Source organism: Ruegeria sp. N7 (genome assembly GCF_056531345.1).
Genome location: NZ_JBQFLR010000007.1, coordinates 49,733 through 74,505, shown reverse-complemented (window position 1 = coordinate 74,505; position 24,773 = coordinate 49,733). Strand labels below are relative to the sequence as shown.

The following is a 24,773-nucleotide window of genomic DNA, read 5'->3' as shown; positions in this document are numbered from 1 at the left end:
CTCATAACCTCAGAAGCGTTTCCATAAGCTCATCGACGACCGAAATGACACGCGCGTTTGCTGCGTATGTCTGTTCGATCTGCATGAGGCGCTGTAATTCCTGATCCGTATCGACGCCTTGTTCGGCCTCAATCTGTGACATTTGTTGTTGGCTGTTGCTGGCAAAAACCTTCCGCTGCTCTGCAGCGTGGGATTGCGCCCCGGCTTTCGACATAAGCGCCTCGGTCAACTCGGCGGCGCGCATGTTTCCAGTGCCAAACAGCCCGCCAGGTACGGTGCGCGCATCATTCAGAATGGCACCGAAAGCACGCAGTTGCGACGCTTGTCCGGGATCGCCCGGCGTTGCGGCACCCAGCCCGGCGCGGAGCTTCCAGCTGTTCCCGCCGTTGTCGGGGTCCGCAACCGAATTCATCGAAATGCGCGATGACAGCCCGACAAAGGTTGTCGGGTCGAACCGATTTCCGTTGTCTGTGAACAGACCGGGATCTGTCGCAAGTGCCGTGGGATCCAAGCCCGGCGTTTCAAATCGTTCGATAAGATCGCGGGCAACGGTATCAAGCTGCAGCTGCGCCTCAACCGCCAATTCATCGCGAATTGAAAACTGGGCCATCAACGCGCCGCCACGGATTTGCGCAGTGTCCCCGCTGGTGCGTACCGGGTTGCCGTTCATAGCCAATCCGGACAGGAGACCATTTGCAACCGTCATGTGGGGTTTCGTCTCACCGGTCGTGGAAAAGGTGAACTCGGACGCCTTACCTTCAAGAAGTATCAACCCGCCGTCTGAATAGAGCGATACCTGATCGTTGGCACGTGGCACAACGTTGACCGGGATCAAAGTATTGACCTGATCGATCAGGACTTGCCGTTGATCCAGCAAGGCCCCGATATCGCCGCCGGAATTTTGAATGGCCGGAATCTTTGCGTTCAGAACTTCGATGTCTTTCAGAACCAGGTTCAGGCTTTCGATCTGATCGCCTATCTTGCGGTCCGCGTCCGAGCGTGCCTGTCGCACACCCTCAGAAGCCGCGTTAAGCTCTGCCGTAAGATCGCGCGCCGCGCGCGCCACTTGATCAAGCCTTTCGATCGAGTCGGGGAGACTGGCTGCGGTGATGAAGCTGTTTTCCAAGGCAGACATACGGCTGGCAAGGGATGGCGTGCCGTCTGCTGTTCCGACAAAGTTTTCGAACCGTGAACGGAAATCCGAAATGGCGGATTGAAAGGCAAGCTCGGCGTCTGACGACCGTCTGTTGGCCGTCAGAACCGGGTCCTGATGCCGGATCACTCCAACCGTACGCACGCCATTGCCAGATATGGGGCTTGTCGCCAGTTCAAGGGACCTGCGCGCATAGCCCGGTGTCAGGGCATTCGCGATATTCCCCGACACTACAGCGGCCCCGCGACTGGCCGCTGTCAGCCCGCCCAATGCGTTATTGAGTGCCGTCGACATATTCATGAGGCCGCTCCTTTCCTTTGGTCAGTGCCTAGATCAGCGCTTCAGGTTGGTCGTTTCCTGAAGCATCTCGTCCACCGTCTGGATCACCGTGGCGCTGGATGAATAGGCGCGTTGTGTCTGGATCAGGGATGTCAGCTCGGTTGCCACATCCGTGGTGGATTCTTCGCGTGCGAAGGAAACGATATCACCGGTTGGGCCTTCGCCCGCGTTCCACAGAAAGAACGTGCCGCTTTCGCGGGATGGCGCGTAGGTTTGACTGTCCAGTGCCGTCAGGCCATTGGGGTTAGGAACATCGGCCAGCGGGATCTGGAACATTCGGCGGCTGACGCCGGTATCGTAGAATGCATAGACATAGCCACTTTCATCGACCTGAACGCTGGTCATCGTACCAACGGCAGAGCCATCCCGCGTGATTGAAACTGGCGCGAAGGTGTCGGACAGCTGAGTAATGCCATCGGAATCGCCGATCAGTCCGATATTGACCTCCATCGGGCCGCCAGCGACATTGACCATGACACTGCCGGTTACCGGATCGTAAGCGCCACCGGATACAGGAGTGACGCTGGCCAGCGTACCACCAGCCGTTCGATTATCGGTAAAGGTCAAAGTGTATTCCCCGATAATCGCGCCACCGGATGCTGAATCGCGCAGAACCATGGTCCATTCATTGCTGCTGCCAGTTGCGGGAACGGTCGGGATCAGCTGAATATCAATACTTTCGGATTTCCCAAGATTGTCGAAATACTCGACCGATAAAGGCTGTGTGTCGCCCGGCGCACCCGCATCTGTTGCTGTTGCGGGAAGGTTCATACGCAGGTTCATCTTTGTCGTCGGGGCACCGGACAACTGGTTGACGCTCAACTGAATTGGTTCAAGCGCGGCGGGCGTGTCGCGTGGAACGGGCGGGATGGACCCGTCTGCCGCAGCACGCCATCCCAAAAGAACAAGGCCGGATTCGGTCACCAGATATCCTTCGTCGTTGGTCCGGAAGGAACCCGTGGTCGTCAGCAACATCTCGTTCGAATTTGCGCCGACCTGCGAGCTGGATCGTACCGGCAACATGCCGCGTCCGCGCACTGCAAGATCGGTAGAGTTGCTGGTGGTCACCAGTGATCCGCGCTGATCAATCATGCGCTGGCTGGTCGTGCGCACGCCCCCTGCCGAGTAACTGCCACCCTGGCCAGACGTGACCATCGAATGAAAGTCAGTTTCCACTCGTTTGTATCCGTAGGTCGAAGAGTTTGCGATGTTGTCGGAAATCGTTGCCAACCTGTTGGCGTTGGCCTTCAACGCCGCCACACCGGCATTCAGCGAAGAGGAAATTGTCATTGGCGCGCCCTTCTGTTGCGTCAAGCTTCGATGCAACAGGTAACGCGCTGCCCCTTAACAGCGCGCTAACAGGTAAAATGCGTTCTATCCTTTAGGGTCGCCGCAGATAGGGTCGCCGCAGAAATATCACTTCGATTCTGTTGTTCCGAACCGCCATCGGATTGTCGGTGAAGAGTTTTCGGTCAGCATGACCTGTGACGCGATCCATCCGGCTTGCCGCTACGCCTTTGTCCTGTAACAGCTGGCGGACTGATTGCGCCCGGGCAGTGGACAGTTCCCAGGCGGTATTGCGAACCTGCACAACAGGAGATGCGCTGACATGGCCTGTGACAGCAATCGGGTTGGTCACGAGATCCGAAGAACGCGCTATGATCAAAGCAAGCGCCCGCAAGATCCCGGTTGGTTTCCCTGAACCGGGGTCGAACAGTGGCTGGGTGTCCGTATCGAATAGCTCAACAACGAATCCTTCGTCGGTGACGCGTGTCACGATATGCCTAAGAAGCTTGTCCGACACCTCGCTTTCACCGGTTCGCCCCAAAAGCTGAGCTTCAAGCGTCGAGAAGTCTTCGGTGTCACCTTTGCCACCACCGATGGCATCCAAACCGGTTGACCCGCGTGCCTGACGGGATTCAGTTGCGTGTTTGGTGCTGGCCCCGGCACCATCCCGCAGCAATGTCTTTTCCGACAACATGCTGTCGCCGCCAAAAGCACCGTCTCCGCCGCCGGATTCGGGGCTCAGGGGGATTGTCGGGGCGAAGTAATCCGCCAACCCTTTGCGTTGCTGTTCAGTTGTCGCGTTCAGCAGCCACATCAACATGAAGAAGGCCATCATGGCCGTGACAAAGTCGGCATATGCAACTTTCCACGCACCGCCGTGGTGACCATCACCACCCGACACACGCTTCTTCTTGATGATGATTGGCGCCGCATTGGTCTGCGCACCCATCTCCACCACCTATATTATCACCCGACTTTTTGCCTAGCAGCGCAGGTCTTAAGGTGGCCTTAATACTTAAAACTGTTTGGAATTCTGCCTAGCGTGGCAAGCTGATCGATGCACGACGCAGTATCAATGACAAGCGGTTAAAGCTGTTTTCGATTCCCTCAGCTTCCGGTTTGGCAAAAAAGGCGTCCAATTCCTCGTGAACGCGAACGGCCTGATCCAGCAGCGGATCAGACCCTTCGGCGTATAGCCCGGCCTTGATCATCACTTCTGACTGCTCGTAACTGCCCACGAGTTTTCGGGTTTCTGTGATCATCTGGTTCTCGGCCTCGGATGCGGCTCCCGGCAGGCTCCGCGACACAGATCTGCTGACGTCAATGGCCGGGAAACGCCCCCGTTCGGCGATGTCGCGGCTGAGTACAATGTGCCCGTCCAAAACGCCGCGCAGAATGTCAGCGATGGGTTCATCCATGTCCGAGCCGGCCACCAAAACGCTGAATACCGCGGTAATATCCCCCTGTTCCTGCGTTCCGGGACCTGCGCGTTCGCAAAGACTGGCGATCAGGGGGGTGACAGAGGGTGGATATCCCCGCAAAGACGGGGATTCCCCCATAGAAACAGCGATTTCACGATGCGCCTCGGCGAAGCGGGTCACGGAATCAGCCAGAAAAAGAACGTTCAAACCCAGATCCCGCAGATACTCGGCTGTCGACATGGCCGACCAGGCACACCGCCTGCGCGCCAATGCCGACTGGTCAGAGGTGGCGGCGACCACGATTGTGCGTTTCATGGCTTCGGGGCCAATGGCCTGCGCGACAAATTCATTCACCTCGCGTCCGCGCTCGCCAATCAGAGCGACTACGACGACATCGGACTGCATGGACCGGGCCAGTGTGGAAAGCAGGGTCGATTTACCGACACCCGACCCGGCAAACAACCCCACTCGCTGCCCGCGTACGACGGGCAACACAGTGTTGAGAACCGACAAGCCGGTGGCCATCCTCTGCCCCATTGGTTTGCGTGCCACGGCTGGTGGAGGGGCCTGCATGATATCGCGCGTCTGCGATCCGCTCAGCAGCGGTTTTCCATCCAAGGGCCTGCCAAAGGGGTCGATTACCCGTCCAAGCCAGTGCAATCCCGGTGCAAAATCCGGTGATGGGTCAAGGTAGACGCGATCCCCCAGGCTGACCCCATCGGGGGCCGCATTGGGGAGCATTTTGATATGGCCAGAACCGACATGATGCACCTCGCCCGCAAGATCGGACCCGACGCGCCGCCGCAATGTCAGCAAATCCCCGACCCGGGCATGCGTGTTCAAACCACCGATTTCGATCAGACCCTGCGCGACGCCGGTGACCAGCCCCACGTGACGGACTGCGGTCATCCTGTCGAGTTCGTGTTTCAGAAGTACCGGGTCGAGATCAGACATCGTGGAGTCTCCAACTGAGTTCTGAAAACGGTTTCTAAAGGAATCAGGGTTAAGCCTTGATTGAAATTGATCGAGGGAGAAGCCCCGATGTTCTATGACCTGAACGTCTTTAAGACAGCGTACGCAATGGCAACCCATGCCGGGCAACGGCAGGCGGTCATTGCACGCAACATGGCGAATGCCGATACGCCGGGCTATCAGCCGCGCGATATCGAGGCCTTTCAGAAAGCTTTCGAAACCACCGGGCATGACGTGACCATGGACGCCACGCGGCCGGGCCATCTGCACGGCCGTATGGGTGCGCAAAACTGGGCTGAGGTTGAAGCTGTCCCATCAGGTGATCCCAATGGCAATGGTGTGTCGCTTGAGGAAGAGATGCTTAAATCGGTCGAGGTCAAACGACAGCATGATCGAGCGCTGGCGATCTACAAATCCTCAATGGACATTCTGCGCACCAGTTTGGGTCGCGGATAAGGGGCGACAGGTATGAGCGATTTTTCCCATTCCCTTGCTGCGTCAGCCAGTGCTTTGCGCGCGCAATCCGCGCGGTTGCGGCATGTGTCCGAAAACATCTCGAACGCGGACACGCCCGGCTATCGACGCAAAACCGTACCGTTTGAAACCGTGCAGAAAAACGGTGGGGACATGGTGCAGGCTGGCCGTGTGACGCTTGACCAGCGTTCGCTGAGCCGCATCTACGACCCCGGTCATCCGTTGGCAGATGAAAGTGGTCACTACCAGGGCTCAAACGTCGATTTGATGATTGAAATCGCGGACGCGCGGGAAGCCCAGCGCAGTTATGAGGCCAACCTAAAGATGTTTGATCAGACGCGGCAGATGTCGTCGTCGCTGATGGAATTGCTCAGAAAATAAGGACAGCCAGAATGGATATCCGATCACTGAACGCCGCGCAGAATTATGCCGGCGCACGCTCTGCCACACAGGCCGATCCCGATCATGGCGGGGCGGCACAAGGATTGAGAGCGACCTTTCAGGACTTTGCAGCCACGCTGAGACACAGCGAACAGATATCTCAGTCTGCGATGGTCGGTCAGGCTGATCCCCATGCACTTGTTCAGGCGCTGGCCCAGACCGAACTTGCGGTAGAAACCGCAGTGATCGTCCGCAACAAAGTGGTCGAAGCCTATCAGGAAATCCTAAGAATGCCGGTCTGACCCGATGCTCAGCGAAGGGCTTTTCTATGACATCGTTCGTCAGGCGTTGTGGGTTGCGGTCATTACATCCGTCCCGATCCTTGCCGTTGCTCTGGTTTCTGGCCTGATTGTCGGTCTGTTCCAGGCGCTGACCTCGATACAAGAGATGACCCTGACCTTCGTTCCCAAATTGATCGCCATTGTCATCGTGTTCTGGATTTCGATGGGGTTCATGACTCAGACCCTTGTTACGTTTTTTACCGGAACGCTTGTTCCCTTGATTGCAGGAGGCCGCTGATGGACACGGCTTACGTCACCCTGTCCCGCCAGTCCGGGCTGATGAATGAAATGCGGCTGGTGGCGAATAACATCGCAAACGCAAACACGACCGGATATCGACAGCAGGGGCTGGTGTTTTCGGAATACGTGCGCGACATTCCGAACAATCCGTCCCTCTCCATGAGCCGGGCCGAGGCGCGCAACACATCGTTGCAACAAGGTGTGCTTACGAAAACCGGAGGGCAGTTTGATTTCGCCATCGAAGGGGACGGGTTTTTCATGGTTGAAACCCCGGATGGCAACCGGCTGACGCGTGCGGGCAGCTTCTCGACAAATGCCGAAGGCGATCTGGTTGCGATGGATGGTGCGCGTGTTCTGGATGCCAACGGTGCCCCGGTCTTTATCCCACCCGATGCAGCTACGATTGATGTCGGCAGTGATGGGACGTTGAGTGTCAACGGCCAATTTCTGGGCCAGTTGGGCGTTTTCAATGTCGCTGATCCGCAGGAGCTGATCCGCGAAGGAAATACGCGGTTTCGTGCCAATGGTGCGATAAACCCGGTTGATGAACCCGTTGTTTTGCATCGCTTTCTCGAAGGTTCAAACGTCAATGCCATTCAGCAGGTGACCCGCTTGGTGGAAATCCAGCGCGCCTATGAGCTGGGACAAAGCTTTCTTGACAGCGAAGACGAACGCGTGCGCGGGGCGCTCAAGGCGCTGATGCGCTGAACGGTAAAAGGAGAGTTTGACATGCGAGCCCTGAAAATTGCCGCCACCGGAATGACCGCGCAACAGATGCGGGTCGAAACGATTTCGAACAACCTGGCAAACATGAACACCACCGGCTACAATGCCCGTCGGGCCGAATTTGCCGATTTGCATTATCAACAGATGGCGCGCGCCGGAACCGTAAACGCCTCGGACGGAACAGTATTGCCGACGGGTATTCAACTTGGTCTGGGTGTGCGGCCCGCAGCTGTTACCGTGCAACTGGAACAAGGTGCTTTGTCAGCCACCGGCAGTGATCTGGACGTGGCGATTGAGGGGCGCGGATATCTGGAAGTCACGCTGCCCAGCGGTCAGTCCGCGTATACGCGTGACGGCAGCCTCAAGCGGTCGGCAGAGGGTCTGATTGTAACCTCCGATGGTTATGCGGTTTCGCCGGAACTCACCGTTCCCGACGACGCACGGTCAATTTCGATCAATGCCGCGGGTGAGGTCTATGCTTATTTCGACGACTCTCCCGAGGGGCAGTTGCTGGGTGAGTTTGTCCTTGCCAGCTTTTCGAACGCCAAGGGGCTGGAAGCCATTGGCAGCAATCTGTTCAAGGAGACCGAGGCGTCGGGTGCCCCGGTGCTGGGAACTCCGGGAAGTGATGGGCTGGGCACATTGCGGCAGGGTTATCTGGAAGACAGCTCGGTCGACGCAGTGCGCGAGGTAACCGAACTTATCGAGGCGCAGCGCGGCTATGAGATGAATGCCAAAGTCATCTCGGCTGTGGATCAAATGATGAGCGCGACAACGCAGGTGCGATGATGCGAGGGATCGGCATATGTTTGGCACTACTGGCTCCAATCACAGCACAGGCTGACATTGTGGTTCCAACCCGCACGATCCGGGCCAAAGAAATCATTTCTGCAACTGACTTGAAAACAAGCCCGACGGATGTCCTAGGTGCGGTGACTGACCCTGATTTTCTGATCGGGCAAGAGGCGCGGGTGGCACTGTATCCCGGCAGGCCGGTCCGAGAAGTTGATGTAGGCCCCCCCGCCATCGTTGACCGCAACGATCTGGTCGTCCTGATATTCGACCGCCAAGCCTTGTCGATAACCGCGGAAGGCCGCGCCTTGGGGCGTGGCGCTGCTGGGGATCGCATCCGGGTCATGAACCTGTCGTCCAGAACAACTGTAACCGGCCAAATCCGCGCGGATGGCCAAGTCGAGGTTAAGTAATGACCGGACTGTCGAAAACTCTCCTTCTCATAGCTTTGTCTTTGGCCGCGTGTGGTCGTCTGGATCATCTTGGCAAGCCCCCGAGTTTTACACCAAACGAAGAATCTCCCGAGCAGGTTGCCATGCTGTGGCCGGGTCTGCCTTTGCACACGCAACCACAACGCACCGTTGACCGCTCATCTCTTTGGAGCGGAGGGCAGCAATCCTTGCTGGGCGATCAGCGGGCGATCAAGAAAGGTGACATTCTGACTGTAGTCATCGAGTTGGATGAAAAAGCTGAGATATCAAACAACACCAGACGGTCCAGATCAGGCTCGGAAAACCTTGAGGTTCCTGGCCTCTTTGGTTTGCCCCAGCGCGTGCAAAAACACTTACCTGACGGGGCATCGCTGGATGAAGCCGTGTCCATCGAAGCGGATTCCACAAGTTCCGGGCGGGGATCTGTGAGGCGAAACGAGAAACTAACCCTGCGTGTCGCCGCGACGGTTTTGGATGTTCTGCCGAACGGGGTTCTTTCGATTTCCGGCTCGCAGGAGTTGCGGGTCAATTTTGAACTGCGCGAGCTTTTGGTGGCCGGGTATGTCCGCCCTCAGGATATCTCGCGTCAAAACGAAGTTACCTACGACAAGATCGCCTCTGCGCGGGTGTCTTATGGTGGAAGAGGTCAGATTACGGATGTCCAGCAACCCCGATACGGCCAGCAAGTTCTTGATTCACTCTTGCCATTCTGAGGTGCGACCGTGATTGCAAAACTGGTTCCAGTCGTTCTCCTGATTGTCGGCCTGGGTGCGGGTGTCGGTGCCGGGCTGTTTCTGTCACCTTCGGGCAAGCCCGACAAAACAGCCGCCGAAAAAGAAGTGGCAAAAGAAGAGAAGGCCGGTCACGAGAAGTCTGAAAAGTCCAAGGAAAAAAAGCCAGCCTATGGGTATCTAAAGTTGACCAAGCATTTTGTCGTTCCGGTGGTTGGGGATGACGAAATCGAAGCGATGGTCACTTTGTCCCTCAGCCTTGAGGCGAACACAGCAATTGAAGAAACTTTTTATTCCATTGAGCCCAAGTTGCGGGATGGCTTTCTTCAGGTTCTGTTTGATCACGCAAATACCGGGGGATTTGATGGGACGTTCACAGAATCCCGGAATCTGGATGTCTTGCGTAAGTCCTTGTTGGAAGTGGCGAAAAAAGAGCTGGGTGAAGATGTTTCAAAAGTGCTGATCATGAGCGTGAACCGTCAAGATACCTGACGAAGGTCGCTTCACGGCACGGATCCGGTCAGCATTAACGGGTTTGCTTTCGGGCAACGGCCTGCCGATGGCTTTTCAGCTGCTGCTCCCGCAGGGTTGCGACGGCTTGTTTGCGGCCAAATGCAATTCTGAGCGCCTCCAGACCGGCCAGTTTCTGAGCGCGCGTTTGGGCAAGTCGCATGTTCAACGCGCGGCGCGTGGCAGATTCCCAGCCATTCCAAAGAATGTCGGCCCCCGATATCTGATATCCTTCTGTCCAACCGCTGGCTTTGCGCACCTGGTCAAGCTGATGATCCAGTTTCGCCAATTGGTTCTGAATTCTGGCCTCGGCCTCGAGGATTGGGCGGAGTGTCTGAAATTGCTTCTGGAAAGCGACGTCGGCTATTTTGTCCAGCTCGCTTAACTGAGTGTCCTTCATCGGATCTGCTCCTTTGCACGTTTCCGCATCGCTTCGGCGAACCTGATTGCAGCGGCAACGGGGCGAAAATGTTCTTCGGAGATCTCCTGCCCGATGTCGACAGTTGCGTGAAGCGCACGCGCCGTCGGAGGATCCGAGCGGATCGGAACGCCGGCCTGAGCCGCAGCAGAACGGATGGAAGCGGCTACTGCATCCACACCTTTGGCAACACAAACAGGTGCGCTGCCAGTAGCCCTGGTCCATTTCAGTGCAACGGCAAAATGGGTGGGGTTTACGATAACAACATCCGCGCCCGGAACATCTGCCATCATCTGGCTCGAGGCGATCTCCTGTGCACGTTGACGGCGGTGTTGCTTTACATACGGGTCGCCTTCGGCGTCCTTAGTTTCATCCTGGATCTCTTTGCGCGACATGCGGTTCTTGCGCATGTGCTCGGCGTATTGCCACAGAAAGTCGATAACGCCGATGCCGAGTGCGATGGCAACCACAATGAACAGGAAGCGAAACAACAGGTTCATCATCAGCAGTATGGATGACTTTGCCGGGGCCGCGCTGGCAGACAGAATTTCGGCCAGATTCGACTTGATGAAAAGTGCGAGGCACAGGCTGTAAATCGCCAGTTTGGTTGCGCTCTTGGCGAACTCGAACAAGCCACCGCGCCCGAACTTGTTTTTGGCATTCGAAACAAGGGAAATCCGCGAAAGCTTTGGATTCAGTTTGCTGGGGGCGAACACCAGCGTGCGTTGGGCAATCAGGTTTAGCAGAACGGCCACCGCGGGCAGGCAGAAAAGCACGGCAATGGGTGTCACCGCGCCACTCAGAATTCCGGCAACCGTCGCTGTCGCAGGTCCCATTTTCAGAAGGTTCGCGATCTGGTCGGATTGGTCGATCAGGACCATGAACAGAGTTCCCAATTGCGCGACGGCGTACTGCCCTGCCGCCAACAATGCGATCAGCAGTCCGGTATATGCCGCAACAACCGACAAGTCGTTGGACTTGGGAACTTCACCCTTTTCACGGGCTTTCTGGAGCTTTTGCGGCGTCGGCTCGTATGACTTGTCGCTGTCGTCATCGGCACCGCTCATCGCTGGCCTCCGATCGGGTTCATGAAGAAGGCAATCAGCGCGTCAGACCAAACAGAGAGGATCAATGGTGCGCCCGTAAACAGCAGAAACAGCCCGGCAAATGTTATTGCTGGCGCGCCCACGAAGGCGACCATCAATTGCGGCATGGCCCGGTTGATAACCCCAAGTGCAAGATTGTAGATCAACGAGGCGATGACGAATGGCGTTGCCAGCGAGAAGGCCAACCCAAAGCTGCGTGAGATTTGTCGCACACCCCAATAGGACAAATCTGCCGAGCTTGGCACCAACCCCATGGGGAATAGGGCATAACTCTGGATCAGGAATTGCGCGGCCCGTACGTGCAAGCCCATGATGACGGCAAGCGTTAGCCCCGCGATCGTTAGCAGGTATCCCATTGCCGGAACAGGATCAGTGGCCGCCGCACCCAGCAATTGCGACAATGACGTGGATTGCGCGGCAATGGATCCGGCGGTTTGCAGCGCCAAAACAAACAGCCGCAGCCCGGTTCCAAGCGCCAGCCCAATCAGGATTTCTGTCCCAACCAACCGCCCCAGCGTCCACAGGTTGAGAGACAGGTCCAATGGTTGGGTTGCCGGAAAAATGATCAGGGTAAAGGCGACGGATATCCCCAGTTTCATCCGTGTTGGAATGCTGCGCTCGCCGAAAGCAGGCAGCAGCGAAACCAAAGCAGAGACGCGCAGAAAAACCGCAAAGGCCTGCCAGAGCGGTTCGGCCAGCTGCGTCAACAATTCTGGCGGCAGAGCGATCACGCGGGAACAGTTCCTACCAGCGCGGGTTTGGCTTCCAACCCGATTTCCTCAAAAGAAAGGACCGGGTTTGGAACGCCGCGCGCATGCATGATCGTACGCAACAACCGGCGTCGCCGGGTCGAGGTCACGACAGCAGGAAACAAACCGTTATCAGCAGATCTGGCGATACTGCTGACCATGCCGTCGGCCAGCTTGTTAAACAGGTTCGGCGGTAGCGCGACATCCAGTCCGGCGCTGGGCGCGTCGACCTGATAGGTGGTGAACGTTTCCTCCCACTCGGGGGCCAGTTGGATCAGCGGGATCGAGCCATCCTCACGCTTCATATCGGCGACCAGTTGAAATCCGAGACGCTGGCGCACCAATTCGCAGATGCCTTCAGGCTGGGTGGTTGTCAGCCGTGCTTCGGCAACGCTTTCAAGGATCAGGGCCATGTTCCGGATCGAAACCCGTTCCTCCAGAAGCAGTCGCAGAACGGCGTGCAATGTGTCCATTGGCACTTTGTCGGGGATCAATTCATCCAGCAACTTGCGGTTTGCCTCAGCCCGAACTGGGTCGCTCAGGCGGGTCATTTCGGTCAGCAGGCGGCGCAGGGATTTCAACGTCAGCAAGCGCGAGAAGTTCTGCTTGATAATCTCTAGCAGATGCGTGGCCAGGATCTCGGGCGGTGAGACGATAGTGGCCCCGTTCAGCGCTGCGTCCTCCTGATGTTTGGGCAGGATCCAGCGGGCAGGCGCGCCGTAAACCGGCTCGGTCACGTCATTGCCTTCGGGCAACAGATCGAACCCGTCCTGAACCAGAGCCAGAACCAGATCGGGGTTCAGAACGCCGCGCGCCTGTTCGACCCCCTGAACCTTGATCACGTAGGTTCCGGTTGGCAGGTCGGCTCGATCAGTCAGGCGAATTTCGGGCAGGATCAATCCGAAGGTAGACGCCACGTAGTTGCGCATATTGGCAATGCGGGCATCCAACCCAGTTCCGGGATTCAAAACCAAGCTTACCAGATCGGGTGCGAATTCAAGGTGCACGTCATCTAGGTCCAGAATATCACCAATAGCCTGCGAGACCGACACCTCGGTTTCGGTCGCCTGCGAATGCAATGACGGATCTGTTTCTTTCTGCTTTTTCCGAATTCTGTAGGCCGCATAACCAAGTACAGCTGCACCGAGGATGAACGGCAGGAAAGGCAGGCCGGGCACCAGCGCAAACAGGACCATAAGAACCGCCACGGTAGACAGCGCAGCCGGATGACGCCCAAGTTGGGAGAAAATGGCATTGTCGGTGGCACCCTGTGTTCCGCCGCGCGCCAGCAGCAATGCAGAGGCAATCGAGATGATAACCGCGGGGATCTGCGAGACCAGACCATCACCGACGGTCAGGATTGCATAAGTCTCGAACGCCGAAGCCACCGGCATTCCGTGCACGATCACCCCCATGACCAAACCCATAACAAGGTTCAAAAGAGTGATCAGAAGGCCAGCAACGGCATCACCTTTGACAAATTTCGACGCACCGTCGAGCGAGCCGAAGAATGTCGTTTCCTGCTGTTCGCGTTCCCGCCGTTCCTTGGCTTGCTGATGGTCGATGGCCCCGGCTGACATGTCGCTGTCGATGGCAAGCTGCTTGCCCGGCATCCCGTCCAAGGCAAAGCGCGCGCCGACCTCGGCCATACGGGCGGCCCCTTTGGTGATGACCATGAAATTCACGATCAGCAGTACGCCGAAAACCACAAGACCCAGAAAGATGCTGCCGCCCATGACGAAATTGGCGAACCCTTCAATCACGTCACCAGCTGCGTTGGGTCCAGTATGCCCCTGACCGATGATCAGTTTGGTCGACGAGACGTTCAGCGACAGGCGCAGCATCAGCGATGCCAGCAGGATCGTTGGGAAGGACGAGAAATCCAGCGGACGTTCGATGAACAGCGTCAGAGTGAAAATCAGGATGGCCAGCGCGAAAGAGGCGGCTAGCCCCACATCCAGCACCCAGGCAGGCATGGGCAGGATCATCATGACGATGACGGTCATCAGCGCCAGTGCCAACAGGACAGTGGGCGAAAACAGGGACCGGATGTCAATCTGGGGCACGCAGGTTTCCTAATTGAAAGGGATGAAAGCAGTTGCTGTGCTATTGGTCGGGACCAGAGAGCCCAAGGCAGTGGTGGCGGGTGAAGCCACTAGCACCGGAATCAAGGGCGTTCCGGCCCTTGTGAACGGATCGCGTGACTTGCCAGAAAACCCGTGCGAGGGCGGGTTGTCCAATTGAGCCATCACTGTCTGGAACCGACCACGATAAGCCTCGGCCAGAGCATTCGTGCGGGAATGATACGCCCCGGCCGCAGCAGGCCACGAACCAAGTTCGAAATAAAGGTCTTTCAGGAAGCGGGCGGCGTAGGTTGCGTTCGCATCCGGCTCAAACATCGCATCGATCGAGCGGAAGGCCTTACCATGCCAGCGATAATTGACCTGGAAACACCCGACGTCAAAGCTGCGAGAGCCCGCTTTGAAAATTTTGAAAACATAGGCCTTGGCCTCGGCCTCGGACTTGAACCAATACCCCTGACCTTCGGCATTTATTGTCCAGGGCCAGGGCTGCAACAGCCCGTCGACTGTTCGCCCGGTTTCAACGCGAGTTATGGCGCGCAGCACGTCCAGCGGAACATCTTCGGACAGTGCCGCACGGCGCGCGGCCTGATCACAAAGCCCGCCTGTCGGTGCTGCGTGCATGGCAGAACCCACCTGCGCCAACAGCACATGCAGTATCATGAAAGCAATTGGTATTCTGCGAATTGGCATTCTGCCGGTCCGGGATTCTGGTGTTCCCGGCCAAGCTAGCCGCCGATCGGTTTACAGAGAGTTATCGCAGCCTCAGTTTCGGTCGATCCTGCGCCCGAAAACAACGCTTGTATTGGTGCGCAGGACGCCGGGGATCTTCGCCAGATCGTCCACCAGAATGTCCAGATCCTCCAGCCTCGGGGCATCTGCGGTCAGCATCAGATCGAATTCACCATTGATCGACAGGCATAGTTTGACCTCGGGATAAGCCTCGAGCCGTTTAAGGATCCGGTTGGTTTCCTTCTGCTGCACTTCCAGCATGACGATGACCTGCACTTTGGGCGTGTCTTCCGTGGACCCAAGGCGCACGGTGTATCCGGTGATTACGCCGCGATGTTCCAGACGATTGATCCGTTCATGCACAGTCGTGCGGGCCACACCCAGCGAGGCCGCGATCTGCGTGGTCGAGGCACGTGCATTGGCTTGCAGGGCGGCGATGATACGGCGGTCAAGCTGGTCCATTGGGGCTCCGGTTTGCGGTAAGTCCGGGTTTAGATCAGATGGACATCCTTTCTCAAGGCTCACGCGGTATGCGTGGGTGCAGGTCGTCGATTATGATCGGGTGCGCGTGCGGGCCCGCCCCGGCCAGATGCGGATGATCGGCTGGCAGATCGGGGTGAGTGTGAACAACCGGTTCCTGATCGTCACGCGGCCAAAGGCTGACTGCCACAATCACGCCTGCCACGGACAGAATAGACATACTGCCGAGCGCAACAGTCGGCCCATAAACGGTCATTATCCACCCAGCCAGCGGATACAGCACCAGCCAGCAGCCGTGTGACAGAGTAAACTGTGCAGCAAAGACAGCGGGGCGGTCTTCGGGATGGGCGGAACGGGTCAACAAACGACCCGAAGGCGTAAGGGTTGTAGAATATCCAAAGCCAGTAAAAGCCCAAAAAACGGCAAGGACACCCAGCGTAAGCGGGATCGTCGCGGTCAGAACCGAGGCGACGGCCATAGCGCCCGACGCAAGAATGGCTCCGGACAGCATAACCTTGCGATCCTCAATCCGATTCAGCAGTCGGGGCAGAGTAAACGCCGCCAGCATCGACCCGCCGCCAAATCCGGCCAGTGCAATGGCCACGGCGCTTTCTGACAGGCCAAGGGTGGCCCGCACGATGACCACTGTGTTGACGATTACCATCGAACTCAGCGCTGCGGCGCTCCAATTAAGCGCAAGCAGCCCCCTCAGCCGGGGCGTTTTCAGATAGATGCGAATTCCGCGTGTCGTGCGGTCATAGATTCCGCGTGGTTTGCTGGGCTTGGGCGAGGGCAGGACGACCGAGACCACCAGCAATGCCGAAGCAACAAATCCCAGCGCTGTGCCCCAGAACAGGCTGTTGAAGCTGACCAGCAACAGAAGAGCCGCGGCAAACATCGGGCTCAGCAGGCTTTCCATGTCGTAGGCAAGACGTGACAGTGACAAAGCGCGGGTATATTCGTTTTCGTCCGGCAACACGTCCGGGATCGTTGCCTGAAAGGCGGGCGTAAAGCCCGCCGAGGCGGATTGTAGCACGAAGATCAGCACATAGATTTGCCAGACCTCGGTCACGAAAGGCAGGCATACAGCGACTGCGGCGCGGATCAGGTCCAGAAGAACCAGCATTTTCCGACGGTCCAGCCGCTCGGCAAATGCAGCGGCCAGGGGGGCCACGGTGACATAGGCCACCATCTTGATCGTTAGCGCGGTGCCCAGCACAAGGCCAGCAGCGTCTCCGGCCAGATCAAAGGCCAGCAGCCCAAGCGCGACTGTGGCCAGCCCGGTTCCGGTCAGGGCGACGATCTGGGCAGCAAACAGGTGGCGGTAGGTCCGGTTTTTTAGAATGCTCAGCATGGTTCAGAGGTATTTCGTAATGGCTTTGAAATCCTCGATCCCGCCGCTATCGCCATCGGAAGACAGGCAATGGTCGATGTGATCATGGATCAAGGCGCGCTTGGCGTTGGTGACCGCTTTTTCAACGGCAAACAGCTGTTGGGCGATGTCAGAACAGGGCGCCTGACCTTCAAGCATGGCAATGACCTTTGCCAGATGCCCGTGGGCCCGTTTCAGCCTTGCCGTGATATGCGGATGCGACTCGCGGGGTACATTTGTCATGATGTATCCCTATCCCCCCCATGAGGATATTGTCAATCTTGTTGCGGGGATTTGCCCGTGACTTTTGGACGGCGTTGAGTTTATGGACCAAACCGCCTATCTCGGAGGCGATACCGCACAAAGGAATAGTCGGGTGGCGAACCATTTGTACAAAAACGACCTGCCGGACGGGCTGGATCTGGGCCCTGTTGTGGCCATTGACTGTGAAACCATGGGTCTGAACCCACATCGGGACCGCTTGTGCGTGATTCAGATGTCGGGTGGTGACGGCAACAGCCATATCGTGCAGGTGGAAAAAGGCCAGACTGAGGCGCCGAACCTATGTGCCATGCTGGAAAACCCTGACATTCTGAAGCTGTTCCATTTCGGGCGCTTCGACATCGCCGCTATGTACCATACATTTGGTGCTCTGGCCGCGCCGGTTTATTGCACCAAGATTGCCAGCCGCCTGGTGCGGACCTATACCGACCGGCATGGGCTCAAGAACCTGTGTCAGGAACTCATCGGTGTCGATATTTCCAAACAGCAACAGATGAGCGACTGGGGCGCAACCTCATTAACGGACGCTCAATTGGATTATGCTGCGTCTGACGTTCTTTATCTGCATCAGCTGCGCGATGCGCTGAACATTCGGCTGGCTCGCGAGGATCGGACTGAAATGGCGCAGGCCTGTTTTGACTTCCTACCGATGCGTGCGAAACTGGACCTCGCCGGTTGGCCCGAAACGGATATCTTTGCGCACTCATGACCGATACCGAAGCATTCCTGAAAACCGCCCGTCAGGTGGTGACTGACGAAGCCCGCGCGCTGGACGTACTTGCCGACAGTCTGGACGCGCATTTTGCTGAAGCCGTGCAGCTGATCCTTCAGGCCACCGGGCGCATCATAATCAGCGGTATCGGCAAGTCAGGCCACATAGGTCACAAGATTGCGGCCACGCTGGCCAGCACCGGAACGCCTGCCTATTTCGTGCATCCGGCCGAGGCCAGCCATGGTGATCTTGGCATGGTCTCCAAGGGTGATGTGGTTTTGGCGATTTCGAATTCGGGCGAGGCACCGGAACTTGCCAATCTGCTGGCCTTTACGCGCCGCTTTGGCATTCCGCTGATTGGATTGTCCAGCAAACCTGACAGCACATTGATGAAACAGGCCGATGTACATCTTCTGATCCCGTCGATGGGCGAGGCCTGCGGTTTTGGTATGGTGCCGTCGATCTCCACAACGCTGACCCTTGCCATGGGGGATGCACTGGCGATTGCCCTCATGAAATACCGCGATTTCCGGCCCGAGGATTTCCGTGCCTTCCATCCCGGCGGCAAACTGGGTGCTCGGCTGAGCACAGTACAGGATCTGATGCATGTCGGAGAGGCCCTGCCTCTGATTGCGGCACATACTCCGATGAGCGATGCGCTGATCGAAATCAGCCAGAAGGGGTTTGGTGTTGCTGGCGTAACAGACCCGCAGGGTCAATTGGCAGGGATCATTACAGACGGTGACTTGCGGCGCCACATGGATGGGCTGCTGAACAAAACGACCGAGCAGGTCATGACCCCCAACCCCACAACCATATCCCCGGATGCGTTGGCGGAAGAAGCGGTAGCAATCATGAATGACCGTAAGATCACCTCGCTCTTCGTGGTTGACGAGGCGACATCAGGTCAGGCTTTGGGGCTGCTTCATATCCACGACTGCCTGCGCGTCGGTCTGGGCTGAGGGAGGCTGAAGTGGACAGGTATTCCCGCATGGTGCAGTTCCTGAAGGTGCTGTTGCCGCTTGCGGCTATTGTGATGTTGTCCACGGTATTCCTGCTGTCCCGCAGTATCGAAACAAACGTTTCCGTGCCTTTCGCGCAGAAAGACATTGATGAGAGACTGGCACAACAGGTGGTAACGCGGCCGGATTACCGCGGAACGACCCGCAAGGGAGAGACCGTGCACATCGAGGCGGTGCAAGCCACGCAGGGCACCGAGGCGTCGGTTCCGACCGCTTCCGAGTTTCGCGGCCGCTTTGGGCTGCTCAATGGCGGCACAATTACGCTGGATTCGAATTCCGGCCTGATCCGTCCGGATAGTGGAACAGCAACCTTTGTTGGTGACGTGGTCATCACCACGGCGGATGGGCTCAAGGTCACGACGGATCTGCTCAATACCTCGTTGGACGAAGTCCGGGGCGATACGCCGGGGCAGGTGAACGGAACCGGTCCGATCGGTAACTTTTCCGCGGGGCGTATGACCTTTGGCACTGAAAAAACGGACGGGCCGGTCCATATTGTTTTTACAGATGGTGTGAAGCTGGTATACGAGCCTGAAAAAGCAGAAAGATAACTTGTGTTCGATTTTCGATTTGTTCCTTTGTGCCTCGCCTTGATCGCGGGCGCCGCGCCCGTGACTGCGCAAGAGGCGCAGGTGGCTTTTGGGTCCGCGAATGCCGATCCGAGCCTGCCGGTCGAGGTGACATCGGAAACCCTGAACGTCAATCAAGAGGACGGATCGGCCGAGTTCATCGGGAATGTCATCGTCGTACAGGGTGAAATGCGACTGACAGCCGAACGCGTGCTGGTTATCTACAATCAGGAACGCTCGGCGATCGAGCGAATGGAGGCCACCGAGAATGTGGTTCTGGTCAGCCCGCCGGATGCAGCGGAAGGCGACTGGGCTGAATACAAGATCGGCTCGGGTGAGATTGTCATGAAGGGCAATGTCCTTCTGACACAGGGCCCCAGCATCATCAGTGGCGATCAGATGAACGCCAACCTGACATCGGGCACTGCGACAATGACCGGGCGGGTCAAAACGATCTTGCAGCAGGGAAACAACTGATGGCGCGTCCCGATCTGAAACTGACCGAGGGCAGTTCCGGGCTGCGCATCGAGAAGCTGCGGAAGTCCTACAAAAAAAAGACGGTGATCCGCGATGTTTCGATGACGTTGGGTCGGTCCGAAGTGGTGGCGCTGCTGGGGCCGAACGGGTCTGGTAAAACCACAACGTTCTATTCAGTTGCGGGCCTTGTGTTCCCAGAGGCGGGAAAAGTCACGATCGACGGCCAGAATGTGACTACTTTGCCGATGTACCGGCGGGCACGGATGGGGATCGGCTATTTGCCGCAGGAGATGTCGATCTTTCGCGGCATGAGCGTCGAGGACAACATTGCTGCCGTTCTGGATATCACGGTCTCTCATGCGCATAAGCGCAAAGAGCGTTTGGAAGAGCTGTTGTCTGACTTCTCGATCGAACACTTGCGCCGGGCCCCGGCTCTGGCGTTGTCAGGCGGCGAGCGCCGCCGTGTTGAGATCGCGCGCTGTTTGGCCGCAGACCCCAAATACCTGCTGCTGGATGAACCGTTTGCAGGCGTTGACCCGATTAGTGTCGGGGATATTCGCCATCTGGTCGCGGATTTGAAAAAACGCGGTATTGGTGTGCTGATCACCGATCACAACGTCCGGGAAACGCTGGAAATTGTCGACCGGGCCTATATCCTGCATGACGGTCAGGTTTTGATGTCCGGCACACCTGATGAGGTTGTCGAAAACGAGAATGTGCGCCGCGTCTATCTGGGCGAGAATTTCCGCATTTCATAACCTTGCGCGGAGTTGTGCCAATTGCATGGCGGAAATCGCGTATATACACATCTGTTTTGATTGACTCTTCCCTCGTCTCTTGCCTCAATTGGCTTATGGCATTTACCCGGTTCCAGTCTGGATCTCGATGTCCCTTCTTCGAAGGGCTGGAAACAAGGCAACCGCGGAAAATGTCTCTACCCCCCACCCGATAAAAACAAGCTCGTCGCGTTTGCGGCGTCAGAATGGGTGTGAATTGTGAAGGAGATCACATGCGTTACCAAATCAGCGGAAAACAGATCGACATCGGTGCGGCGTTGCAGACACACGTGCAGACCGAACTGAATGAGGTCGTGGGCAAGTATGCGCAGCGGCCTACGGATGCCAACGTCGTCTTTTCCCGTTCGGCGCATGAATATGTATGCGAAACAACGGTGCACCTGTCCACTGGCCTGACGGCGCAGGCCAAGGCCCATGCAACCGAGATCTACGCGGCATTTGAGGCATGCTGTGATAAAATGGAAAAACAGTTGCGTCGTTACAAGCGCCGCCTGAAGGACCACCACAAGGATCGGGCCGAACCGGTTGAACTCTTTGGGGCGTCCTCTTATATCCTCGCTTCTAATGAATCGGAGTCGGTCGAAGAACCCGAATCGCTTCAGCCAATGATTGTGGCTGAGATGGAAACAAAAATCCCATCTTTGAGCGTTGGAGAGGCCGTTATGCAAATGGAACTTGCCGGTGCGCCAGTACTGGTGTTCAGAAATGAAAACAAGGACGGATTGAATGTCGTTTATCGTCGCGAAGACGGTAATATCGGCTGGATTGATCCGTAACAGGCAAGGATACGGGGCTGCACCCGCTGATGCGGGTGCGTGCCATGGAGCGTGATCATGGAGCTTTCGAGCATACTGAAGCCCGAAGCGGTGCGTGTATTGTCCGCGGCTTCCAGCAAGAAGCGGCTGTTTCAGGAAATCGGTGACGTTGCCGCGGCGACGCTGGGCATCGATCCTCAGGAAGCGGTTGATTTCCTGCTGGAGCGGGAAAGCCTTGGACCGACCGGTGTCGGCCATGGTGTGGCGCTGCCGCATGCGCGCCTGCCCGATCTTGATTCGGTTTCAGGTGTTTTTGTCATGCTTGAGAAGCCCATCGATTTCGGTTCGGTTGATCGCCAGCCTGTGGACATCGCCTTCGCGCTGTTTGCACCGGAAGAGGCGGGTGTTGATCACCTCAAAGCTCTGGCGCTGGTGTCTCGCACATTGCGGGATACTTCGGTTTGCACCAAGCTCCGGGCGAACCCTGATCCGGTAAAGCTCTATGCGATCCTGACTGAGGCGCAGTCTATGCAAGCCGCCTGATTAACAAAAAAAGCCCCCGAAAACCGGGGGCTTTTTTCTTTTCATTTGACCGGATCAACCACCGGTTCCCATTTCCAGCGTCCACCAGATTTTACCACCGCCTTCCTGATGCCAGGCGAATCCCATTTGGGTGGCTTTGGCGTCCATGATGACAGACCTTGGTCCAGGTTCCTGCATCCATGCGGCAAGTGTTTCCGTCTCGGTCTCGTAGGTTTCGGAAATGGCTTCCCCCAGGAACGTTCCGAAATAGCCGACACGCGCTGCCCGGTCGATTGGTGATGAACCGTCTGACCCAAAGTGCCAGGGCCGGTTCTGCCGCGACATATCCTTTGAATGTGTCGCTGCCGCTGCGTTCAGCTGCGCGTTCAGCTGTACGGGCTGCAACCCCTGTGCCTGACGCAAAGCATTGACCGAATCAAGCATGCGGAACTGCAGCTTTTCCGGATTGCCGCGGATCTTGTACACGGTCGGCAATGGGCGACCATCAGATCCCAGAGTGGTTGAGCCAGTGTTGGTACATGCCGCAAGTGCGACAAAGCAAATCAACAGTAAAGAAACGATGCGCGTCATGTTCGACCTGATTATTGTATCACAACAGGGCATAGCGCGCCTGCTTGTTCTGAGCAAACGCGCAATGGCCACAACTTGCGTGATTCTGCCGGTTTGGTTTGCGACTGAAGCATTCTGGCAATAGAATGCCTCTGATTTCAGACCTCACCTAAACACAGGACCCGTCGTCATGGTCAAAAAGCGCATTCATTCGCCCACCCGCAGGGGGTTTCTGGCAGGGGCTACCGCCACTCTGGCTACACCGGCACTGGCGCAATATATCCCGGGTGACCCGCTGCGCCCTGCACCCGAAACCGAACCGGCAGTTCGACGCAACGTATCCGGGTTCCGGGCATTGGATTGGCAACCGTATTTCTCGAACACCAGAAATGGCGCCATACTGGTCGACACCGTCTCAAGAGCGCTGCATTACTGGTCGGATGACCAAACAGTCTATAAATTGTACCCGTCGTCGGTTCCGCTGACCGAAGAACTCACCCGGCGCGGGCGCACCAGTGTGATCCGCAAGGTCGAAGGCCCAAGCTGGTCTCCGACGCCGTCGATGAAGAAGAGAAATCCGGAATGGCCGGACTACATTCCTCCGGGTCCTGATAACCCATTGGGAACACACGCTTTATACCTAAGCTGGAAGTATTATCGCATTCACGGGACGCACGATACACGCAAAATCGGCCGAAGATCTTCGAACGGCTGCATCGGCCTTTTCAACGAAGACATCGCCGAGCTGTTTTCGATGGCGAAGGTTGGCACGCAAGTGTTGCTAATTTGACGACATTTTCGTGTACGAACCCGCTCACCGGTCAAGTTGCAATTGCATTCCCGCTCTAATGCTGATTAGAAAAAACTACGAGGTAAGTCTTAGATGTGCGGCTCTGGATATTGGAGCCGTGCAAATTCTGGAGGTTAATATGAAGAAACTCGTTCTCGCCGCAGCTCTGACTGCAGCAGCTTCGACTGCATATGCTGGCAACCTGGAAGAGCCGGTTGTTGAAGCACCAGTTGTTGTTGAAGAAACTCAGGGTTCGTCGCAGGGCATTCTGCTGCCGCTGATCCTGCTGGTCGTTGTTGCTGCTGCTGTTGCTGCAAGCTAATCCGACACGGAATTCATGAAAAAGGCGGTGGAGCAATCCACCGCCTTTTTTAATTCCAACAGGTCTTCAAGCCTGTTGCGCGCCGGGGGATACTGACAGGCCAGTATCAAGCCGAGCCTAACGTTCTCATAGGAAATGCGGGTTGCGTTCTGTAAACGCTTTACTCCAGCCACCCGCACAGATTGTCTTCGATCACTTTTCCAAGTGCCGCGATATGGGCGTCGTCATCGTTAAGGCATGATATATAGGTAAACGCCTCCCCGCCTGCATCTTCGAAGCTTTCTTTGATTTCTTCGTTAATCTCTTCAAGCGTTTCGATGCAGTCAGCAGAAAACGCCGGGGCAATAACTGCAATGTTCTTTTTGCCTTGCTTCGCCAGGTCGGCCACGTGATCCACCGTGTAAGGTTTCAACCATTCTTCGGGGCCGAAGCGCGACTGGAAGGTCGATACCAATTGATCATCTGTCCAGCCCAGCCGCTCCTTTAACAGCCTCGTCGTTTTAGCGCATTGGCAGTGATAGGGATCGCCCTGCTGAAGATACCGCTCGGGCATCCCGTGATATGAGCAGACAAGAATGTCGGGCTTTGTCTCCATAGCCTCGTATGCGCGTTCAACAGACTGTGCCAGCGCATCGATATAGATGGGTTCATCGAAATAGGCCGGAACGGTTCGCGTCGCGGGCTGCCAGGCTTCGTCCATCAGTGCGCGAAAGAACTGGTCGTTGGCGGTGGCCGTCGTTGCGCCAGCGTATTGAGGGTAAAGCGGAAAAAACAAGATGCGATCGCACCCTGCCGCTACCATCGCGCGCACTTTGGATTTGGTCGACGGGTTGCCGTAACGCATACAGAAATCGACCATGACCTGATCACCGTATCGTGCGTGCATCGTCTGGCTTAGCTTGGCGGTCTGGTCCTTGGTGATGGTCATCAGCGGGCTTTCGCCTTTTTCCTGGTTCCAGATCGATTTGTAAGCCTCGCCGGAACTGAAAGGTCGCTTGGTCAGGATGATCGCCTGTAGAATCGGTTGCCATTTCCACTTTGGATAATCGATGACACGCTGGTCCGACAAAAACTCATTCAGATATCGGCGCATCGGCCAATATGTGTAGTCGTCCGGCGTGCCCAGATTGGCCAGCAATATGCCGACGCGCCCCATCCTGATCTTGGGGTGATCCGTAGGAGCGTGAGCGGGTCGCGTGGCATCAAACATATGAGGCTT

32 protein-coding genes are annotated in these 24,773 nt (G+C 56.9%); 18 read left to right on the top strand and 14 right to left on the bottom strand.

Going from position 1 to position 24,773, the window contains the following annotated elements:
* Position 1: 1 nt before the first annotated feature.
* The 4 genes from flgK to ACR0ES_RS10540 form a co-directional block, all read right to left on the bottom strand.
* Positions 2–1,453 (bottom strand): flagellar hook-associated protein FlgK, encoded by a 1,452-nt coding sequence (flgK, locus tag ACR0ES_RS10555; protein ID WP_480870574.1) that lies wholly within the window; start codon positions 1,451–1,453, stop codon positions 2–4.
* A gap of 33 nt (positions 1,454–1,486) precedes the next feature.
* Positions 1,487–2,782 (bottom strand): flagellar hook protein FlgE, encoded by a 1,296-nt coding sequence (locus ACR0ES_RS10550; RefSeq protein ID WP_267366907.1) that lies wholly within the window; start codon positions 2,780–2,782, stop codon positions 1,487–1,489.
* Between the two features lie 91 nt (positions 2,783–2,873).
* On the bottom strand, positions 2,874–3,728 hold the full coding sequence (locus ACR0ES_RS10545; RefSeq protein ID WP_480773974.1) for a flagellar motor protein MotB: 855 nt from the start codon (positions 3,726–3,728) through the stop codon (positions 2,874–2,876).
* Positions 3,729–3,816: 88 nt separating this feature from the next.
* Entirely contained in the window at positions 3,817–5,154 is a 1,338-nt protein-coding gene (locus ACR0ES_RS10540) for a FliI/YscN family ATPase (RefSeq protein WP_480773975.1), read from the bottom strand.
* Between the two features lie 87 nt (positions 5,155–5,241).
* Between ACR0ES_RS10540 and ACR0ES_RS10535 the strand changes: the two genes are divergently transcribed.
* The 9 genes from ACR0ES_RS10535 to ACR0ES_RS10495 are packed head-to-tail and all read left to right on the top strand — an operon-like array spanning position 5,242 to position 9,780.
* Positions 5,242–5,628, top strand: a complete 387-nt coding sequence (locus ACR0ES_RS10535) for a FlgB family protein (protein WP_480587263.1) — start codon at positions 5,242–5,244, stop codon at positions 5,626–5,628.
* Between the two features lie 12 nt (positions 5,629–5,640).
* The gene (gene flgC, locus ACR0ES_RS10530; RefSeq protein WP_480520033.1) at positions 5,641–6,027 is read left to right on the top strand and encodes a flagellar basal body rod protein FlgC; all 387 of its coding nucleotides are present in this window, start codon (positions 5,641–5,643) and stop codon (positions 6,025–6,027) included.
* An 11-nt stretch (positions 6,028–6,038) separates the two neighbouring features.
* Positions 6,039–6,329: a flagellar hook-basal body complex protein FliE gene (fliE, locus tag ACR0ES_RS10525; protein ID WP_480773976.1), complete on the top strand. Its 291-nt coding sequence runs from the start codon at positions 6,039–6,041 to the stop codon at positions 6,327–6,329.
* 4 nt (positions 6,330–6,333) lie between these two features.
* The gene (locus tag ACR0ES_RS10520; protein ID WP_480488141.1) at positions 6,334–6,606 is read left to right on the top strand and encodes a flagellar biosynthetic protein FliQ; all 273 of its coding nucleotides are present in this window, start codon (positions 6,334–6,336) and stop codon (positions 6,604–6,606) included.
* Entirely contained in the window at positions 6,606–7,316 is a 711-nt protein-coding gene (locus ACR0ES_RS10515; RefSeq protein ID WP_480870572.1) for a flagellar hook-basal body complex protein, read from the top strand. Before ACR0ES_RS10520 ends, ACR0ES_RS10515 begins: the two co-directional genes overlap by 1 nt.
* A 21-nt stretch (positions 7,317–7,337) precedes the next feature.
* Entirely contained in the window at positions 7,338–8,123 is a 786-nt protein-coding gene (gene flgG / locus ACR0ES_RS10510) for a flagellar basal-body rod protein FlgG (RefSeq protein ID WP_480483915.1), read from the top strand.
* A complete protein-coding gene (gene flgA, locus ACR0ES_RS10505) occupies positions 8,123–8,539 on the top strand; it encodes a flagellar basal body P-ring formation chaperone FlgA (RefSeq protein WP_480483964.1) in 417 nt (138 codons plus the stop codon). The genes flgG and flgA overlap by 1 nt, the downstream gene beginning before the upstream one ends.
* Complete coding sequence (gene flgH / locus ACR0ES_RS10500) at positions 8,539–9,270, top strand: flagellar basal body L-ring protein FlgH (protein ID WP_480483916.1); 732 nt, start codon at positions 8,539–8,541, stop codon at positions 9,268–9,270. The genes flgA and flgH overlap by 1 nt, the downstream gene beginning before the upstream one ends.
* Before the next feature lie 9 nt (positions 9,271–9,279).
* Positions 9,280–9,780, top strand: a complete 501-nt coding sequence (locus tag ACR0ES_RS10495; RefSeq protein ID WP_480483917.1) for a flagellar basal body-associated protein FliL — start codon at positions 9,280–9,282, stop codon at positions 9,778–9,780.
* 34 nt (positions 9,781–9,814) lie between these two features.
* Here ACR0ES_RS10495 and ACR0ES_RS10490 read toward each other — a convergent pair whose 3' ends face one another.
* The 8 genes from ACR0ES_RS10490 to ACR0ES_RS10455 form a co-directional block, all read right to left on the bottom strand.
* The gene (locus tag ACR0ES_RS10490) at positions 9,815–10,198 is read right to left on the bottom strand and encodes a hypothetical protein (RefSeq protein ID WP_480773978.1); all 384 of its coding nucleotides are present in this window, start codon (positions 10,196–10,198) and stop codon (positions 9,815–9,817) included.
* Positions 10,195–11,283, bottom strand: coding sequence for an EscU/YscU/HrcU family type III secretion system export apparatus switch protein (locus tag ACR0ES_RS10485; protein WP_480773979.1), 1,089 nt, complete (start codon positions 11,281–11,283; stop codon positions 10,195–10,197). The genes ACR0ES_RS10490 and ACR0ES_RS10485 overlap by 4 nt, the downstream gene beginning before the upstream one ends.
* Positions 11,280–12,053, bottom strand: coding sequence for a flagellar biosynthetic protein FliR (locus ACR0ES_RS10480; RefSeq protein WP_267363081.1), 774 nt, complete (start codon positions 12,051–12,053; stop codon positions 11,280–11,282). Before ACR0ES_RS10480 ends, ACR0ES_RS10485 begins: the two co-directional genes overlap by 4 nt.
* Complete coding sequence (gene flhA / locus ACR0ES_RS10475; protein WP_480773980.1) at positions 12,050–14,137, bottom strand: flagellar biosynthesis protein FlhA; 2,088 nt, start codon at positions 14,135–14,137, stop codon at positions 12,050–12,052. The genes ACR0ES_RS10480 and flhA overlap by 4 nt, the downstream gene beginning before the upstream one ends.
* A gap of 9 nt (positions 14,138–14,146) precedes the next feature.
* A complete protein-coding gene (locus tag ACR0ES_RS10470) occupies positions 14,147–14,845 on the bottom strand; it encodes a transglycosylase SLT domain-containing protein (protein WP_480773981.1) in 699 nt (232 codons plus the stop codon).
* A 72-nt stretch (positions 14,846–14,917) separates the two neighbouring features.
* Positions 14,918–15,346 carry an Lrp/AsnC family transcriptional regulator gene (locus ACR0ES_RS10465; RefSeq protein ID WP_267363085.1) on the bottom strand — a complete coding sequence of 143 codons (429 nt, stop codon included), beginning with the start codon at positions 15,344–15,346 and terminating at the stop codon, positions 14,918–14,920.
* A gap of 52 nt (positions 15,347–15,398) precedes the next feature.
* Positions 15,399–16,718: an MFS transporter gene (locus ACR0ES_RS10460; RefSeq protein WP_480773982.1), complete on the bottom strand. Its 1,320-nt coding sequence runs from the start codon at positions 16,716–16,718 to the stop codon at positions 15,399–15,401.
* Between the two features lie 3 nt (positions 16,719–16,721).
* Positions 16,722–16,979, bottom strand: a complete 258-nt coding sequence (locus ACR0ES_RS10455; RefSeq protein ID WP_480546232.1) for a metal-sensing transcriptional repressor — start codon at positions 16,977–16,979, stop codon at positions 16,722–16,724.
* A 133-nt stretch (positions 16,980–17,112) separates the two neighbouring features.
* Here ACR0ES_RS10455 and ACR0ES_RS10450 point away from each other — a divergent pair, with 133 nt between their 5' ends.
* The 7 genes from ACR0ES_RS10450 to ACR0ES_RS10420 all read left to right on the top strand — a co-directional run bounded on the left by ACR0ES_RS10450 (position 17,113) and on the right by ACR0ES_RS10420 (position 21,893).
* A complete protein-coding gene (locus tag ACR0ES_RS10450) occupies positions 17,113–17,727 on the top strand; it encodes a ribonuclease D (protein ID WP_480832873.1) in 615 nt (204 codons plus the stop codon).
* A complete protein-coding gene (locus ACR0ES_RS10445; protein WP_480773983.1) occupies positions 17,724–18,692 on the top strand; it encodes a KpsF/GutQ family sugar-phosphate isomerase in 969 nt (322 codons plus the stop codon). Before ACR0ES_RS10450 ends, ACR0ES_RS10445 begins: the two co-directional genes overlap by 4 nt.
* A gap of 11 nt (positions 18,693–18,703) precedes the next feature.
* A complete protein-coding gene (gene lptC, locus ACR0ES_RS10440) occupies positions 18,704–19,303 on the top strand; it encodes an LPS export ABC transporter periplasmic protein LptC (RefSeq protein WP_267363092.1) in 600 nt (199 codons plus the stop codon).
* 3 nt (positions 19,304–19,306) lie between these two features.
* Positions 19,307–19,798 carry an LptA/OstA family protein gene (locus ACR0ES_RS10435; protein WP_480483925.1) on the top strand — a complete coding sequence of 164 codons (492 nt, stop codon included), beginning with the start codon at positions 19,307–19,309 and terminating at the stop codon, positions 19,796–19,798.
* Positions 19,798–20,556: an LPS export ABC transporter ATP-binding protein gene (gene lptB / locus ACR0ES_RS10430; protein ID WP_480474775.1), complete on the top strand. Its 759-nt coding sequence runs from the start codon at positions 19,798–19,800 to the stop codon at positions 20,554–20,556. Before ACR0ES_RS10435 ends, lptB begins: the two co-directional genes overlap by 1 nt.
* A 251-nt stretch (positions 20,557–20,807) precedes the next feature.
* A complete protein-coding gene (gene hpf, locus ACR0ES_RS10425) occupies positions 20,808–21,371 on the top strand; it encodes a ribosome hibernation-promoting factor, HPF/YfiA family (RefSeq protein ID WP_480483926.1) in 564 nt (187 codons plus the stop codon).
* 57 nt (positions 21,372–21,428) lie between these two features.
* Positions 21,429–21,893, top strand: a complete 465-nt coding sequence (locus ACR0ES_RS10420; RefSeq protein ID WP_267363095.1) for a PTS sugar transporter subunit IIA — start codon at positions 21,429–21,431, stop codon at positions 21,891–21,893.
* Between the two features lie 54 nt (positions 21,894–21,947).
* Here ACR0ES_RS10420 and dalA read toward each other — a convergent pair whose 3' ends face one another.
* Entirely contained in the window at positions 21,948–22,463 is a 516-nt protein-coding gene (dalA, locus tag ACR0ES_RS10415) for a divisome-associated lipoprotein DalA (protein ID WP_267363096.1), read from the bottom strand.
* Positions 22,464–22,632: 169 nt separating this feature from the next.
* Here dalA and ACR0ES_RS10410 point away from each other — a divergent pair, with 169 nt between their 5' ends.
* On the top strand, positions 22,633–23,232 hold the full coding sequence (locus ACR0ES_RS10410; protein WP_267363097.1) for a L,D-transpeptidase: 600 nt from the start codon (positions 22,633–22,635) through the stop codon (positions 23,230–23,232).
* A gap of 139 nt (positions 23,233–23,371) precedes the next feature.
* Positions 23,372–23,554 carry a hypothetical protein gene (locus tag ACR0ES_RS10405; RefSeq protein ID WP_117870963.1) on the top strand — a complete coding sequence of 61 codons (183 nt, stop codon included), beginning with the start codon at positions 23,372–23,374 and terminating at the stop codon, positions 23,552–23,554.
* 160 nt (positions 23,555–23,714) lie between these two features.
* Here ACR0ES_RS10405 and hemH read toward each other — a convergent pair whose 3' ends face one another.
* Complete coding sequence (gene hemH / locus ACR0ES_RS10400; RefSeq protein WP_480870570.1) at positions 23,715–24,764, bottom strand: ferrochelatase; 1,050 nt, start codon at positions 24,762–24,764, stop codon at positions 23,715–23,717.
* Between the last annotated feature and the right edge of the window lie 9 nt (positions 24,765–24,773).